We start from the raw sequence: 18,797 nt of genomic DNA on the forward strand, positions 1-18,797 counted from the left end.
CGCATGACGGAACAAAAGAATAAACCAAAAACCAAAAGAGCCCATATCATTTCGCACACTCACTGGGATCGGGAATGGTACCTGCCCTATGAGAAGCACCATATGCGGCTCGTTCAACTGGTGGATTCACTGCTTGATGAGCTCGATGAGGGAGCAGACTACAAGAGCTTTTATCTGGATGGACAAACAATTATTATCGACGATTATCTTCAAGTTCGCCCGGAGCAAAAGGAGCGGCTGGAGAAGCACATCCGAAATGGCCGGATTGTGATTGGGCCTTGGTATATACTGCAGGATGCATTTCTTACCAGTGGTGAAGCCAATGTGCGCAATATGCAGGTTGGGCATCGGGATGCGAAGCGTTACGGCACGCCATCCAAGATCGGTTATTTTCCCGATACGTTCGGGCTGGTTGGACAGACTCCGCAGCTGATGCTGCAATCCGGCATCGACAACGTCTTTTTTGGAAGAGGCGTGAAACCTACAGGCTTCAATAATACCGTATCGGATGCAGGGTATGAATCCAGCTTCTCGGAGCTCATGTGGGAAGGGCCGGATGGATCGAAAGTGCTGGGGGTGCTGTTTGCCAACTGGTACTCCAATGGTAATGAAATTCCGGTAGATGAGGCTTCAGCCCGCAAGTTCTGGGAAACCAAACTGGCAGATGCCGAGAAATATGCGTCGACCAATGAACTGCTGTACATGAACGGATGTGATCATCAGCCTATTCAGCGGGATCTGCCTGAGGCGATTCGAATGGCCGAGCAATTACATCCCGACATTGAATTCGTTCACTCCAACTTTCCGGATTATCTGACGGCCCTGAAAGAATCAGCGGAGCATGAGCTGTCTACGGTAAAAGGAGAGCTGCGCAGCCAGCGTACCGATGGCTGGGGTACCCTGGTGAACACGGCTTCGGCACGGGTTTACCTGAAACAGATGAACCAGCTTGGTCAAGCCATGCTGGAAAAGGTGGCTGAGCCACTGGCGTCCTACGCCCATCTCCTTGGACATGTTTATCCGCATGATCAACTGACATATGCCTGGAAAACGCTGATGCAGAACCATCCGCATGACAGCATCTGCGGCTGCAGTGTGGATGAGGTTCATCGCGAGATGGTCACACGATTCGAGAAGAGCCGTCACGTCGCTGAAGCCATGATTGAAGAGAGCACAAGTCAGATTGCTGCTTTGGTGGATACCTCAATCTTTGCTGGTTACGGTGAAGATGCTCGGCCGCTGATCACGTTTAATACGACAGGCTGGGAGCGCAGCGGCGTTGTTCAGATCGAACTGGACGCAGCTCGTATCTACTTCCGTGATGGAATGTCATTAGAGGGTATGGCTGCCCAAATGAACAACGTAGACCTGTCCGGAAGTATCCTCGTTGACGAAAAGGGTGCGCACGTTCCGTGTACAGTAGAAGATCTGGGCCTGCAGTTCGGTTATGATCTGCCGGATGACCGATTCCGTCAGCCGTACAGCTGCCGCCGGGTCAGAATTACATTTGAAGCTGGGAACGTGCCAGCACTTGGATTGAAGGCATATGCCTGGGTTCGCAGTGAAGCTCAGGATGATTCTGTCTCGAATGGCACTGCATTGCGCAGTGGCGAACGCAGCATGGAAAATGAATATGTTGCCGTTACAATCGCTGACAATGGCTCGTTTACACTGAAGGATAAACGCACAGGGCGGACGTACCAAGACCTTGGCGTGTACGAAAATGTTGGGGATATCGGTAACGAGTATATGTTCAAGCAGCCGGAGAATGAAGCTGCTTTGACTACAAAAGAATTAACAGCTGGCATACAGATCATAGAAGATACGCCCTACCGTGTCTCCTACGAAATCGTACATGATTGGGAAATTCCTGCTTCGGCGGATGAGGTGCTGGATCGTGAACAGCGTGAGCTCATCTATTATCCGTATCGCAAGGCACAGCGTTCCAAACAGACTACTACACTGCGTATTCGTACGATTGTGTCGTTAAGCCGCAGCGCAAAAGGAGTTCATGTGCAAACCACCTTCAACAATCAGGCGAAGGATCACCGTGTACGTGCCCTCTTCCCAACTGATCTGGAGACTGCGGTTCACCATGTGGATTCCATGTTTGAGATTGCTACTCGTGATAATGTGACCGCGCCGGAGTGGCAAAATCCAAGCAATACGCAGCATCAGCAAAGCTTTGTGGATGTGAGTGAAGAACAGGCTGGACTGGTCGTAGCCAATCTGGGACTGAATGAATATGAAGTTCTTCAGGATGGGCGCAATACTATCGCTGTAACGCTGCTCCGTGCCGTAGGGGAGCTCGGGGACTGGGGATTGTTCCCGACGCCGGAAGCACAGTGTCTGGGAGAGCATACGTTCCAGATGGAAATCATTCCGCATGATGGTAGCGGTGCATCATCAGATGCATACATCGAGGCTTACCAGTTCCAGGTTCCATGGATGCTGGTTCAAACGGATGTTCACTCAGGAACGCTGTCATCAACGCATACCCCATTTGAATGGCAAGGGGAAGGTATAGCATTCTCCTCACTGAAAGTGAATGAGGAATCAGGTGATCTGATGATGCGCTGGTATAATATGAAGCCGGACACATCTCTGTTGAGTTTGGCTGCGAACGAATGGAATACGAATGAAGAAGCATACAAGAGCAATATTTTGGAGGAGAAGGGCGAGAAACTCATATCCTCTTCAAATGTTTCTACGAATCTATTCAGCGGCAAACAATGGTCCATCCCGGCAGGACCTTGCGAGATTGTTACGGTAGGGCTCCCTCGTTAAAGGAATAACCCTGGGAGCAGGCAGGTACTGTCTTCCACACCAATGGCGATACAATGTGTCACGAAGGAGATCGTTTTTTCCAGACGGAACATGTTGAGTTATGCCCCGAGTTTCTATAGAATGAACAATAGAATTGCAATCGATCGAAGGAACCTTTGCCGTCATCATGGTTATGGGTAAAATTCAGGTGGTTCATTCTATATTGAATACATTAAGGGGGCTTGAAGCCATGGAATCCTTGGGAGGACTGCTTCAGCAGCTTAATCCTTCCTTTCGTGAGCAGTCGCGGCGAATTGCGGCGGAGTTGATGGATGATCCGTACGTACGCGAATTCCGAGCAGGTCACCCGGAACTGAAAGATGCACAGCTCATGACCGATCTGAGCAAGCTGTATCAGTATGCCCGAGATTCGAAAAACTGTGCGAATTGTCCGGGGCTGGATAACTGTCCTAACGATTTCCAGGGTCACTTTTGCAAACTGGAAGTAGAGCATTTTAACGGTAAACCCGAAATTATAGATAAAAAAGCTCCGTGTTCCAAACACATTGCCAGGCAAAATGAGCATGTGATCAAGAAGAGGATCCGCAGCTTCTATGTGGACGAGCGTGCGCTTAGTGCAGGATATAACGATGTGGAAATTATGGGCAAGGATCGGATGCGTGCTCCGGCGGTAAACCAGGTTCTGCGTTATATTAGTGACACGAAGGAGAATGGGTTATCTCCGCAAGGACTGTTTCTCGAGGGATCATTTGGAACAGGCAAGACGTTTCTGATGTGTTATCTGTTACACGAATTAGCCGTCGCTGGACACACAGGGGTCATTATCTACATGCCTGACTTTGTGGAGGATCTGAAATCCATGATCACGGATGGGCAGAAGCTGAAGGAAACGACAGATATACTCAAAAGCTGTGACCTGCTCATCTTCGATGATATTGGCGCAGAGAATCTGAATCCTTGGGTTCGGGATCATGTAATGGGTTCCATTTTGAACTACCGCATGAATCGGAAACCGACGTTCTACACGTCCAACTACAATCTGGATGGGCTGGAGAAGCATCTCAGCTTTACGAGCAGGGATGGCGAGGAAATGAACAAAGGGCAGCGTTTGATGGACCGCATTCGTCCGTTTGTCGATGTGGTGTCCGTTCGGGGCGAGAATCAGCGTGGTAAGCGATAGGTCTTATTATTTTTATATGTAAAAGTAGTCCACAAAAAAGCCTGGTTTTTCGCGGTAGTCGCGGAAACCGGGCTTTTTTGGTCCTGCGCGGGCCTGACATCCTATTCGGTCAGGAATTTGAAGATGACCATGCCGAAGAAGATGACTGTCATCAGGCCGCCCATGCCGGCAACACCCGCAATCAGATCAAATAGATCGTTACGGGGCTCCTCGTTCACATGTTCACGCGGGTCGCTGATCCGCACATTTGCGTCCATGGTATGCCTCCTTATGTGGATCAACAGCTTGCCCTTCCAGGGAGCTGAAGCCCGGAGTAATTTTAGTATACTTGGAAAAGAAAGCGTTTGTAAAGATTTTGCAGCAATCGTGTCAAGATGACCAATTGTGAAGATTTGATGTTGGTGGGATGAACATTGCACGTTCATTTCACAAGTTTAGATGACCTGTGTTATACTGGAAGTGTCGTTCACGACGTTACAGGTTAAAATAAACCGTAAGTATATATAAGGAGGACAATTTCATGGCTATTGTTAACGTATCCGATCAATCCTTTAACGCTGAAGTCGAAGGAGAAGGAACGGTTCTTGTTGATTTCTGGGCGCCTTGGTGCGGTCCTTGCAAAATGCTCGCTCCAATCCTGGAAGAGCTGTCCACCGAAGTTGGCGATGCAGTGAAAATTGCCAAAGTCAACGTTGACGAAAATCCGGAATCTGCTTCCCGCTTCGGCGTAATGAGCATTCCGACATTGATCTTCTTCAAAGACGGCCAACCGGTTGATAAAGTGGTTGGATTGAACTCGAAAGAAGCACTCAAAGGAATCATCGAGAAACACCAATAATTCACTAGGCTAACAGATACGCCTCCGGTTTATGCGCCGGGGGCGTTTTGCGTCGAATATCTTTTTATAGGACAATATAGTGGTATACGATTATTATAAGTTGGTCTGAAAATTACATGTTTAACGGAGAGGACAGAAATGATCTGAAGAAACGAAGTGGTCGCCTTTATCACCGGATTTATACCTTTAAAAAAAGTAATCATAAGAAATCCGGGGGTAACAGCGATTGGAAGATCATTCTGGCATCGGAGTGGCACATGTAAGGAGAAGCTTTCAACTTTCTCAGAACGATCGGGAGGGAGGACCCACCGAATTATGGATGAATTCATCAATGTTCTGCAAGAACAGGAGCAGGCCCTGGAGCAGATACGGCACAAGCTTGCACTGCTGCCTGATATGCCTGGCTGTTATTTGATGAAAAACAGTGAAGGTACCATTATCTATGTAGGTAAGGCCAAAGTGCTGAAAAACCGTGTACGCTCTTATTTTATTGGCAGTCATAACGGAAAAACACAGCGTCTCGTATCTGAAATCCGCGATTTCGAATACATTGTAACCGGCAGCAATATGGAAGCACTCATCCTGGAGTGTAACCTGATCAAAAAACACATGCCGCGTTATAACGTCTTGCTCAAGGATGACAAAACCTTTCCTTATCTTAAAATTACGAATGAAAAGCATCCCCGGCTCGAAGTGACCCGGCGTGTGCTGAAAGATAAAGCCAAGTACTTTGGACCCTATCCAAACTCGTACGCGGCACACCAAACGAAAAAGCTGCTCGACCGCATGTATCCGCTGCGGAAATGCGGCGTAATGCCGAAGGAAGTCTGCCTGTATTACCATATGGGACAATGTCTTGCTCCCTGTGTGAAGGAAGTAGGCAAGGAGCAATATGACCAGATTTCCCAAGAAATCGGATCATTCCTGAGCGGAGGTCACGAAGAAATCAAGAAGGATCTGCAGCGCAAAATGCAGGAAGCTGCAGAGGATCTGTATTTCGAACGTGCCAAGGAACTGCGGGACCAGGTCATAGCGATTGACGCCATGATGGAGAAACAGAAAATTACAATGGCGGACGCCAGAGACCGCGATGTGTTTGGGTTCGCCATTGATAAGGGCTGGATGTGCGTCCAGATTTTATATATGCGTCAGGGGAAAATGATCGAGCGCCATGTATCGACGTTTCCGTTTTATGGTGAAGCGTACAGTGACTTTATGTCCTACGTGACGCAGTATTATAGCGATAATCCGGCACTGCCGCAGGAGATCTTGCTGCCTGAAGTTCCGAAAGAACTGGTCACTGAAGACTCGGGGGATAACACAGAAGTTATGGCTGCGGATGTGCCGGCAGCTGTGGCATCGGAATCAGATCCATTGTCGCCAGCATTAGATGATGTGTCTGCTGAACCACAAGTTGCTGAATCCCGTACAGCTTATGGGGAAAACCATGCTTCGGACGAGGCTGAAGCAGAAACAGCAATGACTCAGGATCTGTCCGATCAACAGGAGGATGCGGCTGTGGATACGAACCGCCCTGGATTGGAAGACCCGTTCCAGGCTGCGGCGGCTCTGCAGGAGTGGCTGGAGATCAAGGTTCACATCCCGCAGCGCGGGTTGAAACGCCAAATGATCACCATGGCTGTGGATAACGCACGTGTGGCCTTGGAAGAGAAATTCCGTCTGATTGAGCGTAACGAGGAACGTACATCCAAAGCATCTGAGGGTCTTGGGCGCTGGATCGGTCTGGATCAACTGCGCCGAATTGAGGCGTTTGATAACTCCAACATTCAGGGAACCAACCCAGTTTCGGCGATGATTGTATTTACCGATGGCAAGCCGGACAAGAAAGAATACCGTAAATACAAGGTTCGTTCAGTAGAAGGACCCGATGATTACGAAACGATGCGTGAAGTCATCCGCAGACGCTATGAGCGGGTATTGAAGGAAAACCTGCCCCAGCCTGACCTGATCGTTGTGGATGGCGGAAAAGGGCAGATTTCGGCTGCTGTGGATATATTGGAGAATGAACTAGGTTTGTTTATTCCCGTGTGTGGTCTGGTGAAAGACGCCAAACACAAAACTTCTCAGCTCATGATTGGCAATCCGCCGGAAGTTATTTCACTGCCGCGGGACAGCCAGGAGTTTTATCTGCTTCAACGTATTCAGGAAGAGGTTCACCGCTTCGCCATCTCGTTCCACCGGGAGCAGCGCGGCAAGTCCATGGTCACTTCGCGTCTGGATTCCATTCCTGGCATCGGCGAGAAGCGTCGTAAGCTGCTGCTGAAGCATTTTGGTTCTTTACGCAAAATAAAAGAGGCCAGCGTCGAAGACTTCCGGCCTCTATCTATCGGTGATAAACTAGCTAAACAAATTATTGCAGCCCTTCGGGATGAGGAGTCGTAACATACGGCTTCTCTTTTTTTTGTGGATTCCATTTGTAAATCACATATCCAACGATGGCTGGAAGTACAATCCAGAAGATGCCTGCAGAGATATTTAGGGCGTCACCCATAAAGATCAGGCTGAGTCCCATCAGCAGGCTGTCGAAGATGACATGGCTGAATACAACGGCGATAAAGCCGTGACGCAGCATGACCAGACTGAACAGCAAACCGATGACCATGAGCTCTATTGGACGTGTAATGACCGGGTAGATTGGATAAAGTGTATGTCCAAGTGCCCAGATCAACGTTGGAATCAGACAGGCGATGAAGGTATTACGCACGATTTTTTGCATCATGCGAATGCCGAACAGCCGGTACACCGTTTCCTCTCCAATGCCGGCCATCCAGGCCATGATCGGAAAGATCCATGCGTAGGACATATTGTAAGTTGATTGGTCTGCCGAAGTGGTAGACCAGCTTCCTATGCTTCGTTCCAGAATGAAGAACAGGATGGATTGAACGCCAAGCAAAATGAACGCCCACAGATACCCTGTATACATGCTGTGAAGGACATATTTGCCGTATCCTGGCTCTTTTGCACGCGGCCAAGGATTCAGTCCGATTTTGCGCCACATGCCATCTCCTGCAACCAGGGAGAGGTAGATCGTGGCACTCATGACCAACGTGATTCCGGTCTGCATGAGCATCAGGAAGGCGAGCATGAAGCTGGACAGGCCTTGTGCCTGAAACAGTGGAATCATGTTTAGTGTACCAATAACAGATGCAGCGAAGTACACAAGGGACAGAATAATCCCGCGTTTAAATGATGTATGTGCCCGGGTGAGAATGCTGTAGATAATCGCCAGCACACCAAGCACGAAGGTCAGGAAAGCATAACCTCCATAAGTCATCCAGTTGGCCTGGCGAGTTTGATCTTTTACATAGTTGATATGCTCGTCTGGAACCGAGAAGACTGATTCGAAGGAGCGAACTGCTCCATTTTCAAAGGTAAAATTCAGTTCCAGCTTCGAATCACCGATCTGCTTATCCGCATCCGTATAGGTTAATCCACCTTCACCTTCGCGGGTATCCAGCTGAAGCTTGGGGGCGTCATAGCCGAATTCGGCAAGAATTCCGGATGCCAGCTGCTCCTTTTCGTCCAATGGGAGATTGCCCTCGGCGAGCTGAATCGTGGCATTGCGTTTGTTCTTGTCCTGCTCAGCCTCAGCGGAAGCATACAGGGAAGAAGGTACTTCTCGTTTGAAACCAACAACCTTGCCAGTTCTCATATGTACGTCCACATTTAAATAACCGCCGTTGTCCTCATCAGGCAAACGAACGCGAAACACATCGTAGGGGTAGGCTGCTTCCCATTTTTGATTATACGAATCAAGCTGTTTAGTTTTGGCCATATATCCATAGATATCGGAATGGGTCTGATAGGTGACCAGTGTCTTGCCGTTATCCGAAGGAAGGGTGTAATCGGCCATGGAGGCTGCGAATGATCGTGCGGATTGGGTTGCCTGTTCCTTGCTTATAAAAGATGTAGACGGAATATCCGTGGTTTGTGATGAAGTAGCAGGGAAGATCTGAAAGACAAAAAACAAAATCAGGCCAATCGCCGCCAGCAACCCTAAACGCTTGAAGTTAGCTTTGAGTACCAAAGGCTGCCCTAAGGGGTTCATGTAATGGTGTTCCTCCTTTATTAATTTGGATATTAAAGTAAAGATAGCACAGGCCGAACCCTGAATGCCAATGATGAAACGAAAAGACGTGCAAATCCCTGAAAATGAATGAAAATGATCGAATGAATCTGATCCGTTCATTGATATATCTGAGTTTTTCCCTTTTTGCCGGAATTCGATCCTATTTACACAAAAATCGTTTTGTCTGCAACAGCCGCAGCGCTTATAATTTTGAAACAAATGTGCAATATTTGCATGTCTTTAGCCTTGCAAGGGAACGAATAAGAGGATTCCAACCTTAATGCATATGTGGTGATGACTACAATCATACATGTTTATATGCTCCGATCGAAGCTTATCCAAGATTTCGTGTGTTGGCCCTGGTGCCAAGGATAAGTGATTCGGAGAAAGGCTCCACATTGTGGGGTCATTTTCTTTTTGGCAGAGGTGGATGATACACAAGTGAAACTGAATAATCAATGGGTGCGGCTATCGCCCCCACGTATTCTTGTCCTGGGATTTGCGGGAATTATCCTGCTCGGAACATTGCTGCTCATGCTTCCGGTTTCCAGCCGCAGCGGAGATAGTCTTCCCTTTATTGATGCATTATTCACAGCTACATCGGCGGTCTGTGTTACCGGGTTGGTTGTTGTGGACACGGGTACTCACTTTACTGTACTGGGTCAGGTGATACTTGCCGTTCTGATTCAAATCGGTGGTCTTGGCTTCATGACCATGTCCACACTTGTGGCCATTGCGTTCAAGCGGCGGATCTCCCTGCGGGAGCGATTGATTTTGCAGGAAGCGATGAACCAGAACACGATGGAAGGCATTGTGCGGCTTATCCGCAAGGTCGTGGCCTACTCGCTCATTTTGGAAGCCATTTGCGGCACGCTATTTGCTATCCGCTGGTCATTCGACATGCCTGTCGGACAAGCGATTTATTACGGATACTGGCATGCCATCTCGATGTTTAACAATGCAGGGTTTGATATGTTTGGCGACTTCCGCAGCTTGACCGGGTATGTCTATGATCCGCTTGTGAACTTTACAGCGATGTTCTTGATTGTGGCTGGGGGTATTGGCTTTGTTGTTTTATCCGATCTGGTGGATTATCGCAAAACGCGCAAACTTTCGCTGCATTCCAAGGTGGTGCTGTTAACTACAGGCTTGCTCATTGGATTCGGTGCACTGGTCATTTTTGTGTTTGAATACAGCAATCCACAGACATTGGGCAGCTTGAACTGGGGAGGCAAACTTCTCGGTTCGTTCTTTCAGTCGGTAACCCCGCGAACGGCAGGAGCTAATACCCTGGATATTGCCGGTCTCAGACAGGCAACGCAGTTTTTCATTATTATTTTAATGTTTATCGGGGCTTCTCCAGGTTCCACCGGAGGCGGGATCAAAACGACAACGTTTATGATCATGGTCGGAGCTGTCATCGCGATGATGCGCGGCAGAGAGGATATTGTCTTTTTCAGATATCGGCTGGAACAGGAACGCATTTTCAAGGCATTGACGGTTACGCTTCTTGCGCTGCTGCTCATCATTGCAGTGACCATGCTGCTCACCATGACGGAAGATAGCGGATTTCTCATGATTTTATTTGAAACGACATCAGCCTTTTCTACCGTCGGATTATCGATGGGGTTGACGCTGAAGCTGACCACATTCGGAAAGCTCATGATTTGTTTCATGATGTTCGCGGGCCGGCTTGGACCGATTACGCTGGCGTATGCACTTGGACAGAAAAAGGGTAAGGAACTGTATAAGTATCCTGAAGGAAAAATGATTATTGGATAGGGGTTCGTGAAGAACAATGAAAAGACAGCAGTTTGCGGTCATTGGGCTGGGGCGCTTCGGCTCGAGTCTGGCACAGGAATTAATGGAACTTGGCTACGAGGTGCTTGGCATCGATAAAAATGAAGAGGTCGTCGAAGACATGGGCGAACTGGTCACTCACGCGGTGGTGGCAGATGCTACGGATGAGGAAGTGCTGCGCTCACTGGGGATCCGTAATTTCGACTGCGGCATTGTGGCCATCGGTGACGATATTCAGACCAGCATTCTTACCGCCATCCTGTTGAAGGAACTGGGCGTGAAAACGGTCGTTGCCAAGGCAATATCCGTCTTGCACGGACGAGCTCTGGATAAGCTCGGCATTGATCGCGTCGTTTATCCGGAACGGGACATGGGCATTCGGGTTGCCCATCAGCTCGTCACCCCGAATCTGCTGGACTACATTGAACTTTCCAATGATTACAGCATTGTGGAAATGAAAGTGCCGGCATGTCTGCATAATACCACGCTATCCAGTCTGAACGCGCGCGTACGCTTCGGGTGCAGTATTGTGGCGCTGCAGAAGGAGACTGGGGTCATCATCGCTCCGACTGCCCTGGACTCGCTTCAGATGGGCGACATCATGGTCATTATCGGAATGAATGATGATATCGACCGGTTCGAACAAGAGGTAATCAGCCAGGAGGGCTAATCCGATTCCGCCGTTCAGGCAAAGGCCAGGGCAAGGGCAAGGGCAAAGCGAAGATGAAGCTCACATCGATTTATTAAGGCGTCGTAGTCCTCCTGGAGGGCAGCGGCGCCTTTGCTGTAAAGAGCGCTGCAGTTTCTTTGACCCACTGTCTGGACGTTTCGCTGAGATCTTCCTTTTCCCCGTAGATCATGCAGGTGGTCCGGCGAGTCTGCTGCAGCTGGGGCAGATACACGGAGACCAGGTCATTGTCTGCAAGCAGCTGGGGGCGGAGATAGGATTTGGGCAGCAGTGCAGCAGCCTTGCAGGTGGGCAGGAGGCGAACGATGGCTTCAAACGAATCAATCTCCATGCGAATATCCGGCATGACGGCGCAGCGCTGGAACAGATCGTCTGTCAGCTTGCGATACCAAGTTCCTTTGGAAAAGGTGATCATGGGCAAATCCTGCAAGTGCTCCATCCCTGCCTCTTTCCCGGACAAAGGATGCGTAAGCGGTACAACCAGCTCCAGGTGATCATCGAAGAGAGGTACGCAGTTCAGCCCGGCTTCATTAATGGAAGAGGCAACAATGCCAACGTCTGCTTTTTTGTCCCGGACAAAGGAAACAATCTCATGTGTTTTCCCCGTCACGAGCTTGATCTCGGCGTTGGGATGCTTCTCCATGAAAGCATTGACCAAAGGGGGGAGGGTGGTCTGAAGAGTAGTCAGGGACGCTCCAAGCGTAATGGTGCTTTGCTCCTCGTCCTTATACTGGGCAAGCATGGTCAGAAACTTCTGCTGCTGCTGCTTTTGTTCCACAGCGAAGGTGTAGGCAAGTTGGCCGACACTGGTCAATTCAAGGCGTTTGCCTCGGCGGTGAAAAAGCGACACCCCCAGTTCATCCTCCAGTTTCGCAATTTTGCGCGAAAGGGCAGGCTGAGACAGATTCAGCAATTTGGAGGCACGATTCAGACTTGATTGCTCCACGACTGCCGCAAATGCATTTAAATCCTCGAACATAAACACTAACCTCTTTTCCATGGGGTGTGATTGTTGTCCTTGTTAAATCGTTTTCAATGCGATATGCCTGCCTGTCCGATGTTTCAGCTCTTATACCTATAGGTTATAACATTTAATAATTATATTGCAATTCCATTATAAGAAAAAAAGGAGTAACATGAATCGTGACACAAGTTGTTCACACCTGATGAAAACGGAACAATTTGTCGAACCTTTCCATGGGAAAGGTTTGTGTCATGATAAGCGAAATATTTTATGAAAACGTTGTATTTAGCGAAAGGGGAACGACATTTTATGAAAGGGTTTTACTCCAGAAAGCTGCACTCCTTGCTTGGCGTCATCCCGCTCAGTTTGTTTTTTCTTGAGCACCTGGTGACGAACTTCTCGGCAGTTGAAGGCGGCAAAGAAGCTTTTGACGGTGCTGTTGCCTTCCTGAACAGTCTGCCTCTCGTTATTGTTTTGGAAACGGTTCTCATCTGGTTGCCGTTGTTCTATCACGGTGTATACGGTCTGTACATTGCTTACCAGGCCAAGCCTAATGTCGGACGTTACGGCAATGAACGCAACTGGCGCTACACATTGCAGCGGATCAGTGGTGTCATTACGTTTGTTTTCGTCATCTGGCACGTTTGGGAGACTCGCGTGCAGGTTGCACTGGGTAATGTAACGCACGAACAACTTGGCGGTGTCATTCATGACGTCGTGATGAACCCGGTAACGTTTATTTTATATCTGATCAGTGTGGTTGCAGCCTCCTACCACTTTGCTAACGGCTTATGGTCGTTCCTGGTTAGCTGGGGGATTACCGTTGGACCGCGTGCGCAGCGTGTATCTTCTTATGTGTGCATGAGTCTGTTCGGTATTGTGGCTATTATGTTTATCGCTTCGTTGTTTGCTTTCCGGAGCATTGATTTCCAGACGGCAACAACGATGCTTGATACGATTAAAACAGTTCTGATTTAAGCATTTGTGATAAATGCTGACTTATAAGGGAGTGAACAGCAATGGCATCATCTAATGTAATTATTGTGGGCGGAGGTCTCGCGGGGTTGATGGCGGCGATCAAATCGGCTGAGGCCGGAGTCCATGTTCATTTATTCTCATTGGTTCCCGTAAAAAGATCCCACTCCGTATGTGCCCAGGGTGGCATTAACGGAGCGGTAAACACCAAGGGTGAGGGCGACTCCCCATGGGTTCACTTTGACGATACCGTGTATGGCGGCGACTTTCTTGCGAACCAGCCACCAGTTAAAGCGATGTGTGAAGCAGCACCTGGTATCATCCACCTGATGGACCGGATGGGCGTTATGTTCAACCGGACGCCGGAAGGTTTGCTTGATTTCCGCCGTTTCGGGGGTACAAAGCATCACCGTACGGCATTTGCCGGAGCCACAACAGGACAACAATTGCTCTATGCATTGGATGAGCAGGTTCGTCGCTGGGAAGCAGCAGGTCTCGTTACCAAATATGAGAACTGGGAGTTCCTGCAGGCAGTTATTGATGACGAGGGGATCTGTCGCGGAATTGTGGCACAGGACCTGAAAACGATGAAGGTGCAGACGTTCCCTGCTGAAGCGGTTATTCTCGCAAGCGGCGGCCCTGGTATTATTTTCGGTAAAACAACGAACTCCGTTATCAATACAGGTACAGCAGCAAGTGCGGTGTACCAGCAGGGCGTGAACTATGCCAACGGGGAATTCATTCAGATTCACCCAACAGCCATTCCGGGAGATGACAAGCTTCGTCTGATGTCCGAATCGGCGCGTGGTGAAGGCGGCCGGATCTGGACGTACAAAGACGGTAAGCCATGGTACTTCCTTGAAGAGAAGTATCCATCCTACGGTAACCTCGTTCCTCGTGATATCGCAACGCGTGAAATCTTCAGCGTTTGTGTGGATATGGGACTTGGAGTTAACGGGGAGAACATGGTCTACCTTGACCTGTCTCACAAGGATCCGAAGGAGCTGGATGTTAAGCTCGGCGGTATCATTGAAATTTACGAAAAGTTCATGGGGGATGACCCACGTAAGATCCCGATGAAAATCTTCCCGGCTGTTCACTATTCCATGGGCGGCATGTGGGTGGACTACAATCAAATGACCAACATTCCAGGCCTGTTCGCAGCGGGTGAATGTGAATATCAATACCACGGTGCAAACCGTCTGGGTGCGAACTCACTGGTATCGGCCATTTATGGCGGTATGGTGGCTGGTCCGAAAGCGGTGGAATACATCAAGGGGCTCAAAAAATCGTCTGCTGATGTGAATTCTTCCGTATTCGATGGCTACACCAAACGCCAAAGCGATAAGTACGAAAGCATCATGAAAATGCAGGGCAGTGAAAATGCCTATGTCATTCATAAAGAGCTTGGCGAGTGGATGACAGCCAATATGACGGTTGTGCGCTATAACGATAAACTTGAAGCCACCATCGGCAAAATCAAGGAATTGAAAGAGCGTTACGGCAAAATCAACATGTACGATACATCCGGTTGGAATAACCCGGGTGCAGCCTTCACACGTCAGCTGTGGAACATGCTTGAACTTGCTGAAGCGATGACACTCGGCGCACTGCTGCGTAACGAAAGCCGCGGGGCACACTACAAACCGGAATTCACGGAGCGTAACGATGAGGAGTTCCTGAAAACGACCATCGCCAGCTGGTCGAAGGAAGGCCCGCAAATCTCGTACGAGCCTGTAGATGTATCCTTGATCCCACCACGGATCCGGGACTATTCGAAGGATTAAGTAAAGGGACACAGCAGCACGACGTAGCGGAGGAAGCGGAAATGTCTTGAAAAAGCGAAGCGTCCGCCTTTGATACTCCATTTTATCCGATAAATAATTCATTCAGTAAAATGGAGGAGCAACAGCGGTTGGAAGGACATTCCGCAGCCGAAGCGTCACCCGTGCTCCCAAAAGCTCACTTTGCGCATCAGCAATACAATCATCGTCACCAAAGGAGGGGACAACGATATGGCGGAACAAGCTACAGCGAACAAAACCGTCAAGTTTATCATCACCCGTCAGGACAGCCCGGAATCGTCTTCGTATACCGAAGAATTTGAACTTCCGTACCGTCCTGGCATGAACGTTATTAGTGCCCTGATGGAGATTCAGCGGAACCCGGTTAACAAAGACGGCAAGTCCATTGCCCCTGTCTGCTGGGAATCAAACTGTCTCGAAGAAGTCTGCGGAGCATGCTCCATGGTAATTAACGGTAAGCCACGTCAAGCGTGTGCTGCCCTGATCGATAAGCTGGAACAGCCGGTTCGAATTGAACCGATGAAAACATTCCCGGTTGTACGTGACCTGGTCATTGACCGCACCCGGATGTTTAATGCCCTGAAACGGGTCAAAGCCTGGATTCCGATTGACGGTACCTACGACCTCGGTCCGGGTCCACGGATGCCGGAGAAGAAGCGTCAATGGGCTTACGAGCTATCCAAGTGCATGACATGTGGTGTGTGTCTGGAAGCTTGTCCTAACGTGAATGAAAAAACAGACTTTATCGGCCCGGCAGCACTTTCCCAAGTCCGCCTGTTCAATGCTCATCCAACAGGAGAGATGAACGCCGAGGATCGTTTGGAAGCCCTGATGGAAGATGGAGGAATTGAGGGCTGTGGTAACTCGCAGAACTGTGTGCGCTCTTGTCCAAAAGGCATTCCGCTGACAACGTCCATTGCGGAAATGAACAAACAAACAACCAAGCATATGTTCAAACGCTGGTTGGGCGTATAGTATCGTGGATATCCCTTGCAGGTGTGGAATCTGCAACATTAGGAGAAGTCGTGGACTTCGGCAGCTTGCTGCTGAAGATCACGGCTTCTTTTTCTGCAAGTGCGAAGGAACCGGGCTCGTCATGCAGAATATGGTATACTGTAGAGATGCATGTAGAGCGGAGAAGGAGGGGAAGACATGGCAGAGACACCGCGTAAGGGCAGCTCATGGCCACCGCCCCGGCGCTCAGACGCTGGACCCGAGCAAGGGTCCATTTTTCCCGGTGAGGAGAAGGATCACGATCCCTCCCGGCGCAGTTTCCTGTTACGGATGATTGTGATGACGGCAGGTGCAGCCTTGTTCACAGGGGGATATGCCTGGCTCTGGGAGCCGCGCCGTCTGGAAGTGAAGCATGTCCCCTTGGAACTGCCCGGATTCCCGCAGGCATTCAATGGGCTGCGTGTTGTACAGTTTAGCGATGCGCATCTCGGCTTTCATACCGGTTTGAAGGAAATGGAGAAGCTGGCCGAGACCATACAGGAGCAAACGCCGGATCTGATCTGTTTTACCGGAGATATAGTGGAACGGGAAGCCGAACCGATGCGGGAGTGTATACCCGTGCTGGCATCCATGCAGGCCAAGTATGGCAAATTCGCCGTATTGGGGAATCATGATTACCGGGGCAGACAGCAGAAACAAGTGGAAGCCATGTTCAAGGAAGCCGGCTTTACGCTGCTTCGCAACAGTCATGCTGTCATTAAACAAGGCAACGAACAAATAGCGGTGACAGGTCTGGATGATGCTCTTACAAGCCAGCCGAATCCTTTGCAAGCAATCGAAGGTTTGGACCCCGATACGTGGAAACTATTGCTGATGCATGAGCCGGATTATGCCGATATGGCGGAGCCGTTCGGATTTGGACTACAGTTATCCGGTCATAGCCATGGCGGGCAGGTTCGTTTTCCGTGGATTGGAGCCGTTACCACGCCGCGAGGTTCACGCAAGTACATTCAGGGGTTATATTATGCAGGCAAGGCACGTATGCCTGTCTATGTGAACCGCGGTTTTGGCATGACCCAGCTGCCGATTCGTTTTTTGTGCAGACCGGAATTGACCGTTTTTGAATTAAGGGGAACACGAACATAGCGTGTATACAAAATGAAATAAATTTTTAAGTATCTAAGTCTTCAAAAGTATTAGAAGAGGAGGTTGGCCAGATGGAACGAATTGCGATTGTATCCGATATTCATGGCAACATGACAGCTTGGGAAGCTGTACTCAGTGATATCCGGAGTCGCGGGATGGAGCGTATCTTTTGTCTGGGCGACCTCGTGGGCAAAGGTCCGGATCCGGTGCAGGTGGTTGATTCGGTGAGAGAGACGTGCGAACACGTGATTCGGGGCAATTGGGATGAGCTGGTTGCGGTGAATCAGGATAATGAGAATTTTACTTGGCAGGCGGCACGATTGGGAGCAGAACGGCTTGCATACTTGAAGGGCCTTCCCTTCAGCCACCAATTTGAACTCAGTGGGCGCACCATTCGTTTGGTGCACGCCTCGCCGCAGAGTGTGTATCACCGGGTGCAGCCATGGGACGAGATGGAGAAAAGGATAGCCATGTTTGATGCTCCGGCAGATCATCCGGAGCTTGGTGAAGCAGATATCGTGGGCTACGGAGATGTGCATAACGCTTACTTGCAGCATTTTAATGGGAAAATGTTGTTTAATGCCGGAAGTGTAGGTAATCCTCTCGATATGACCCAAGCCTCTTACTGCATCCTTGAAGGAGAGAGTGGTCGTGATCGAAATAAGGCCTTCAACCTTCAATTTGTCAGGGTTCCCTATGATATTGAGCGTGAAGTGCTGGCTGCACAACAAGCCGATGTACCTTCATTGGACTTTTACATCCGGGAGATTCGTACGGGGATCTATCGCGGACTGCAGGAACAGAGCTCGGCAGAGGAATAAATAATGGCAGTGAATCGACATACTAATGTTTGAAAACCAAAACGGAGTGTTATCCATCATTTTTATATGAGCCGGATCATCCCAGAGCTTGCTTGTCTTACCGGACCAGAACCCGATAGACAAAAGGAGCGATTGCCATGCTGACCCGAAAAATGCTGGGCCAAGGACTTCCTGTGTTATGGACAGACCGACTGCTGCTTCGATCTTTGCGTCAGAGTGATTTCAGCACATTATCGGAACTGTTTTCCGATCCGCAAGTCATTCAATATGTGAATAGGGGAGGCCAACCAACGCCAATTCGTGCCCGGCGACTCCTGAATCAGATCCGGAGCAGCAGTTCGAAGCTGGATTCGCTGCATTACGGCATCTGCTGGAAAGGCAGGGAGCAGATCATCGGCATCACGTCTTTTCAGCACTGGAATGAGCATAGCGGCACTGCCCAGATTGGCTATATTCTGAACAGATCCTGCTGGGGCATGGGCGTTGCAACCGAAGCGGTACAGCGCCTGCTGAATTTTGGTTTTACGGAGCTGAACCTTCAAAAAGTGGAAGCGCGCTGCTACGAAGCCAATGTATCATCCGAACGGGTGCTTCGCAAAAGCGGGATGTCGTACGAACGCACTCTTCCTTCATTTGGATGGAGTCAAGAGGATGGTCAGACACAAGACACTCTGCTCGACGTCAAAGTCTATGCTTTATATCGGGAAGAGCATGTGCGATTACAAAAGGATAAAAGCCTGCAAACCTAG

At 49.4% G+C, this 18,797-nt stretch carries 15 protein-coding genes; 12 read left to right on the forward strand and 3 right to left on the reverse strand.

The genetic code is table 11. The annotated features are described in order from the left end of the window. Positions 1–3: 3 nt before the first annotated feature. On the forward strand, positions 4–2,787 hold the full coding sequence (locus tag GUA98_RS20540) for an alpha-mannosidase (RefSeq protein ID WP_193724238.1): 2,784 nt from the start codon (positions 4–6) through the stop codon (positions 2,785–2,787). Between the two features lie 229 nt (positions 2,788–3,016). Beyond that, complete coding sequence (dnaI, locus tag GUA98_RS20545) at positions 3,017–3,967, forward strand: primosomal protein DnaI (RefSeq protein ID WP_095292062.1); 951 nt, start codon at positions 3,017–3,019, stop codon at positions 3,965–3,967. Between the two features lie 101 nt (positions 3,968–4,068). Here dnaI and GUA98_RS20550 read toward each other — a convergent pair whose 3' ends face one another. Further along, on the reverse strand, positions 4,069–4,224 hold the full coding sequence (locus tag GUA98_RS20550; protein ID WP_095292061.1) for a YqzM family protein: 156 nt from the start codon (positions 4,222–4,224) through the stop codon (positions 4,069–4,071). Positions 4,225–4,487: 263 nt separating this feature from the next. On the opposite strand from GUA98_RS20550, the gene trxA reads away from it, so the two are divergent. Continuing rightward, positions 4,488–4,805 carry a thioredoxin gene (gene trxA, locus GUA98_RS20555; RefSeq protein ID WP_095292059.1) on the forward strand — a complete coding sequence of 106 codons (318 nt, stop codon included), beginning with the start codon at positions 4,488–4,490 and terminating at the stop codon, positions 4,803–4,805. A 315-nt stretch (positions 4,806–5,120) separates the two neighbouring features. Then, a complete protein-coding gene (gene uvrC, locus GUA98_RS20560; protein ID WP_193724239.1) occupies positions 5,121–7,208 on the forward strand; it encodes an excinuclease ABC subunit UvrC in 2,088 nt (695 codons plus the stop codon). Here uvrC and GUA98_RS20565 read toward each other — a convergent pair. Beyond that, on the reverse strand, positions 7,177–8,874 hold the full coding sequence (locus tag GUA98_RS20565) for a CPBP family intramembrane glutamic endopeptidase (RefSeq protein WP_153979871.1): 1,698 nt from the start codon (positions 8,872–8,874) through the stop codon (positions 7,177–7,179). The two genes, uvrC and GUA98_RS20565, sit on opposite strands and share 32 nt — an antisense overlap. Before the next feature lie 438 nt (positions 8,875–9,312). Here GUA98_RS20565 and GUA98_RS20570 point away from each other — a divergent pair, with 438 nt between their 5' ends. Together GUA98_RS20570 and GUA98_RS20575 are read left to right on the forward strand one after the other, a co-directional pair. Beyond that, positions 9,313–10,677 (forward strand): TrkH family potassium uptake protein, encoded by a 1,365-nt coding sequence (locus GUA98_RS20570; RefSeq protein ID WP_227779887.1) that lies wholly within the window; start codon positions 9,313–9,315, stop codon positions 10,675–10,677. Positions 10,678–10,693: 16 nt separating this feature from the next. Next, positions 10,694–11,365, forward strand: a complete 672-nt coding sequence (locus GUA98_RS20575; protein WP_193724241.1) for a potassium channel family protein — start codon at positions 10,694–10,696, stop codon at positions 11,363–11,365. 73 nt (positions 11,366–11,438) lie between these two features. Here GUA98_RS20575 and GUA98_RS20580 read toward each other — a convergent pair whose 3' ends face one another. Next, on the reverse strand, positions 11,439–12,362 hold the full coding sequence (locus GUA98_RS20580; protein ID WP_153979869.1) for a LysR family transcriptional regulator: 924 nt from the start codon (positions 12,360–12,362) through the stop codon (positions 11,439–11,441). A 294-nt stretch (positions 12,363–12,656) separates the two neighbouring features. Between GUA98_RS20580 and GUA98_RS20585 the strand changes: the two genes are divergently transcribed. The 6 genes from GUA98_RS20585 to GUA98_RS20610 all read left to right on the forward strand — a co-directional run bounded on the left by GUA98_RS20585 (position 12,657) and on the right by GUA98_RS20610 (position 18,797). Then, positions 12,657–13,325 carry a succinate dehydrogenase cytochrome b558 subunit gene (locus GUA98_RS20585; protein ID WP_095292052.1) on the forward strand — a complete coding sequence of 223 codons (669 nt, stop codon included), beginning with the start codon at positions 12,657–12,659 and terminating at the stop codon, positions 13,323–13,325. 41 nt (positions 13,326–13,366) lie between these two features. Continuing rightward, on the forward strand, positions 13,367–15,109 hold the full coding sequence (sdhA, locus tag GUA98_RS20590; protein ID WP_095292050.1) for a succinate dehydrogenase flavoprotein subunit: 1,743 nt from the start codon (positions 13,367–13,369) through the stop codon (positions 15,107–15,109). A 228-nt stretch (positions 15,110–15,337) separates the two neighbouring features. After that, complete coding sequence (gene sdhB / locus GUA98_RS20595; RefSeq protein ID WP_095292048.1) at positions 15,338–16,102, forward strand: succinate dehydrogenase iron-sulfur subunit; 765 nt, start codon at positions 15,338–15,340, stop codon at positions 16,100–16,102. A 177-nt stretch (positions 16,103–16,279) separates the two neighbouring features. Further along, the gene (locus tag GUA98_RS20600) at positions 16,280–17,227 is read left to right on the forward strand and encodes a metallophosphoesterase (RefSeq protein WP_193724242.1); all 948 of its coding nucleotides are present in this window, start codon (positions 16,280–16,282) and stop codon (positions 17,225–17,227) included. 71 nt (positions 17,228–17,298) lie between these two features. After that, complete coding sequence (locus GUA98_RS20605; protein WP_193724243.1) at positions 17,299–18,048, forward strand: metallophosphoesterase family protein; 750 nt, start codon at positions 17,299–17,301, stop codon at positions 18,046–18,048. A gap of 137 nt (positions 18,049–18,185) precedes the next feature. Beyond that, positions 18,186–18,797, forward strand: coding sequence for a GNAT family N-acetyltransferase (locus GUA98_RS20610; protein ID WP_153979866.1), 612 nt, complete (start codon positions 18,186–18,188; stop codon positions 18,795–18,797).

It is taken from the genome of Paenibacillus sp. P13VS (genome assembly GCF_015143645.1).
Classification (GTDB): Bacteria; Bacillota; Bacilli; order Paenibacillales; family Paenibacillaceae; genus Paenibacillus; species Paenibacillus xylanilyticus_A.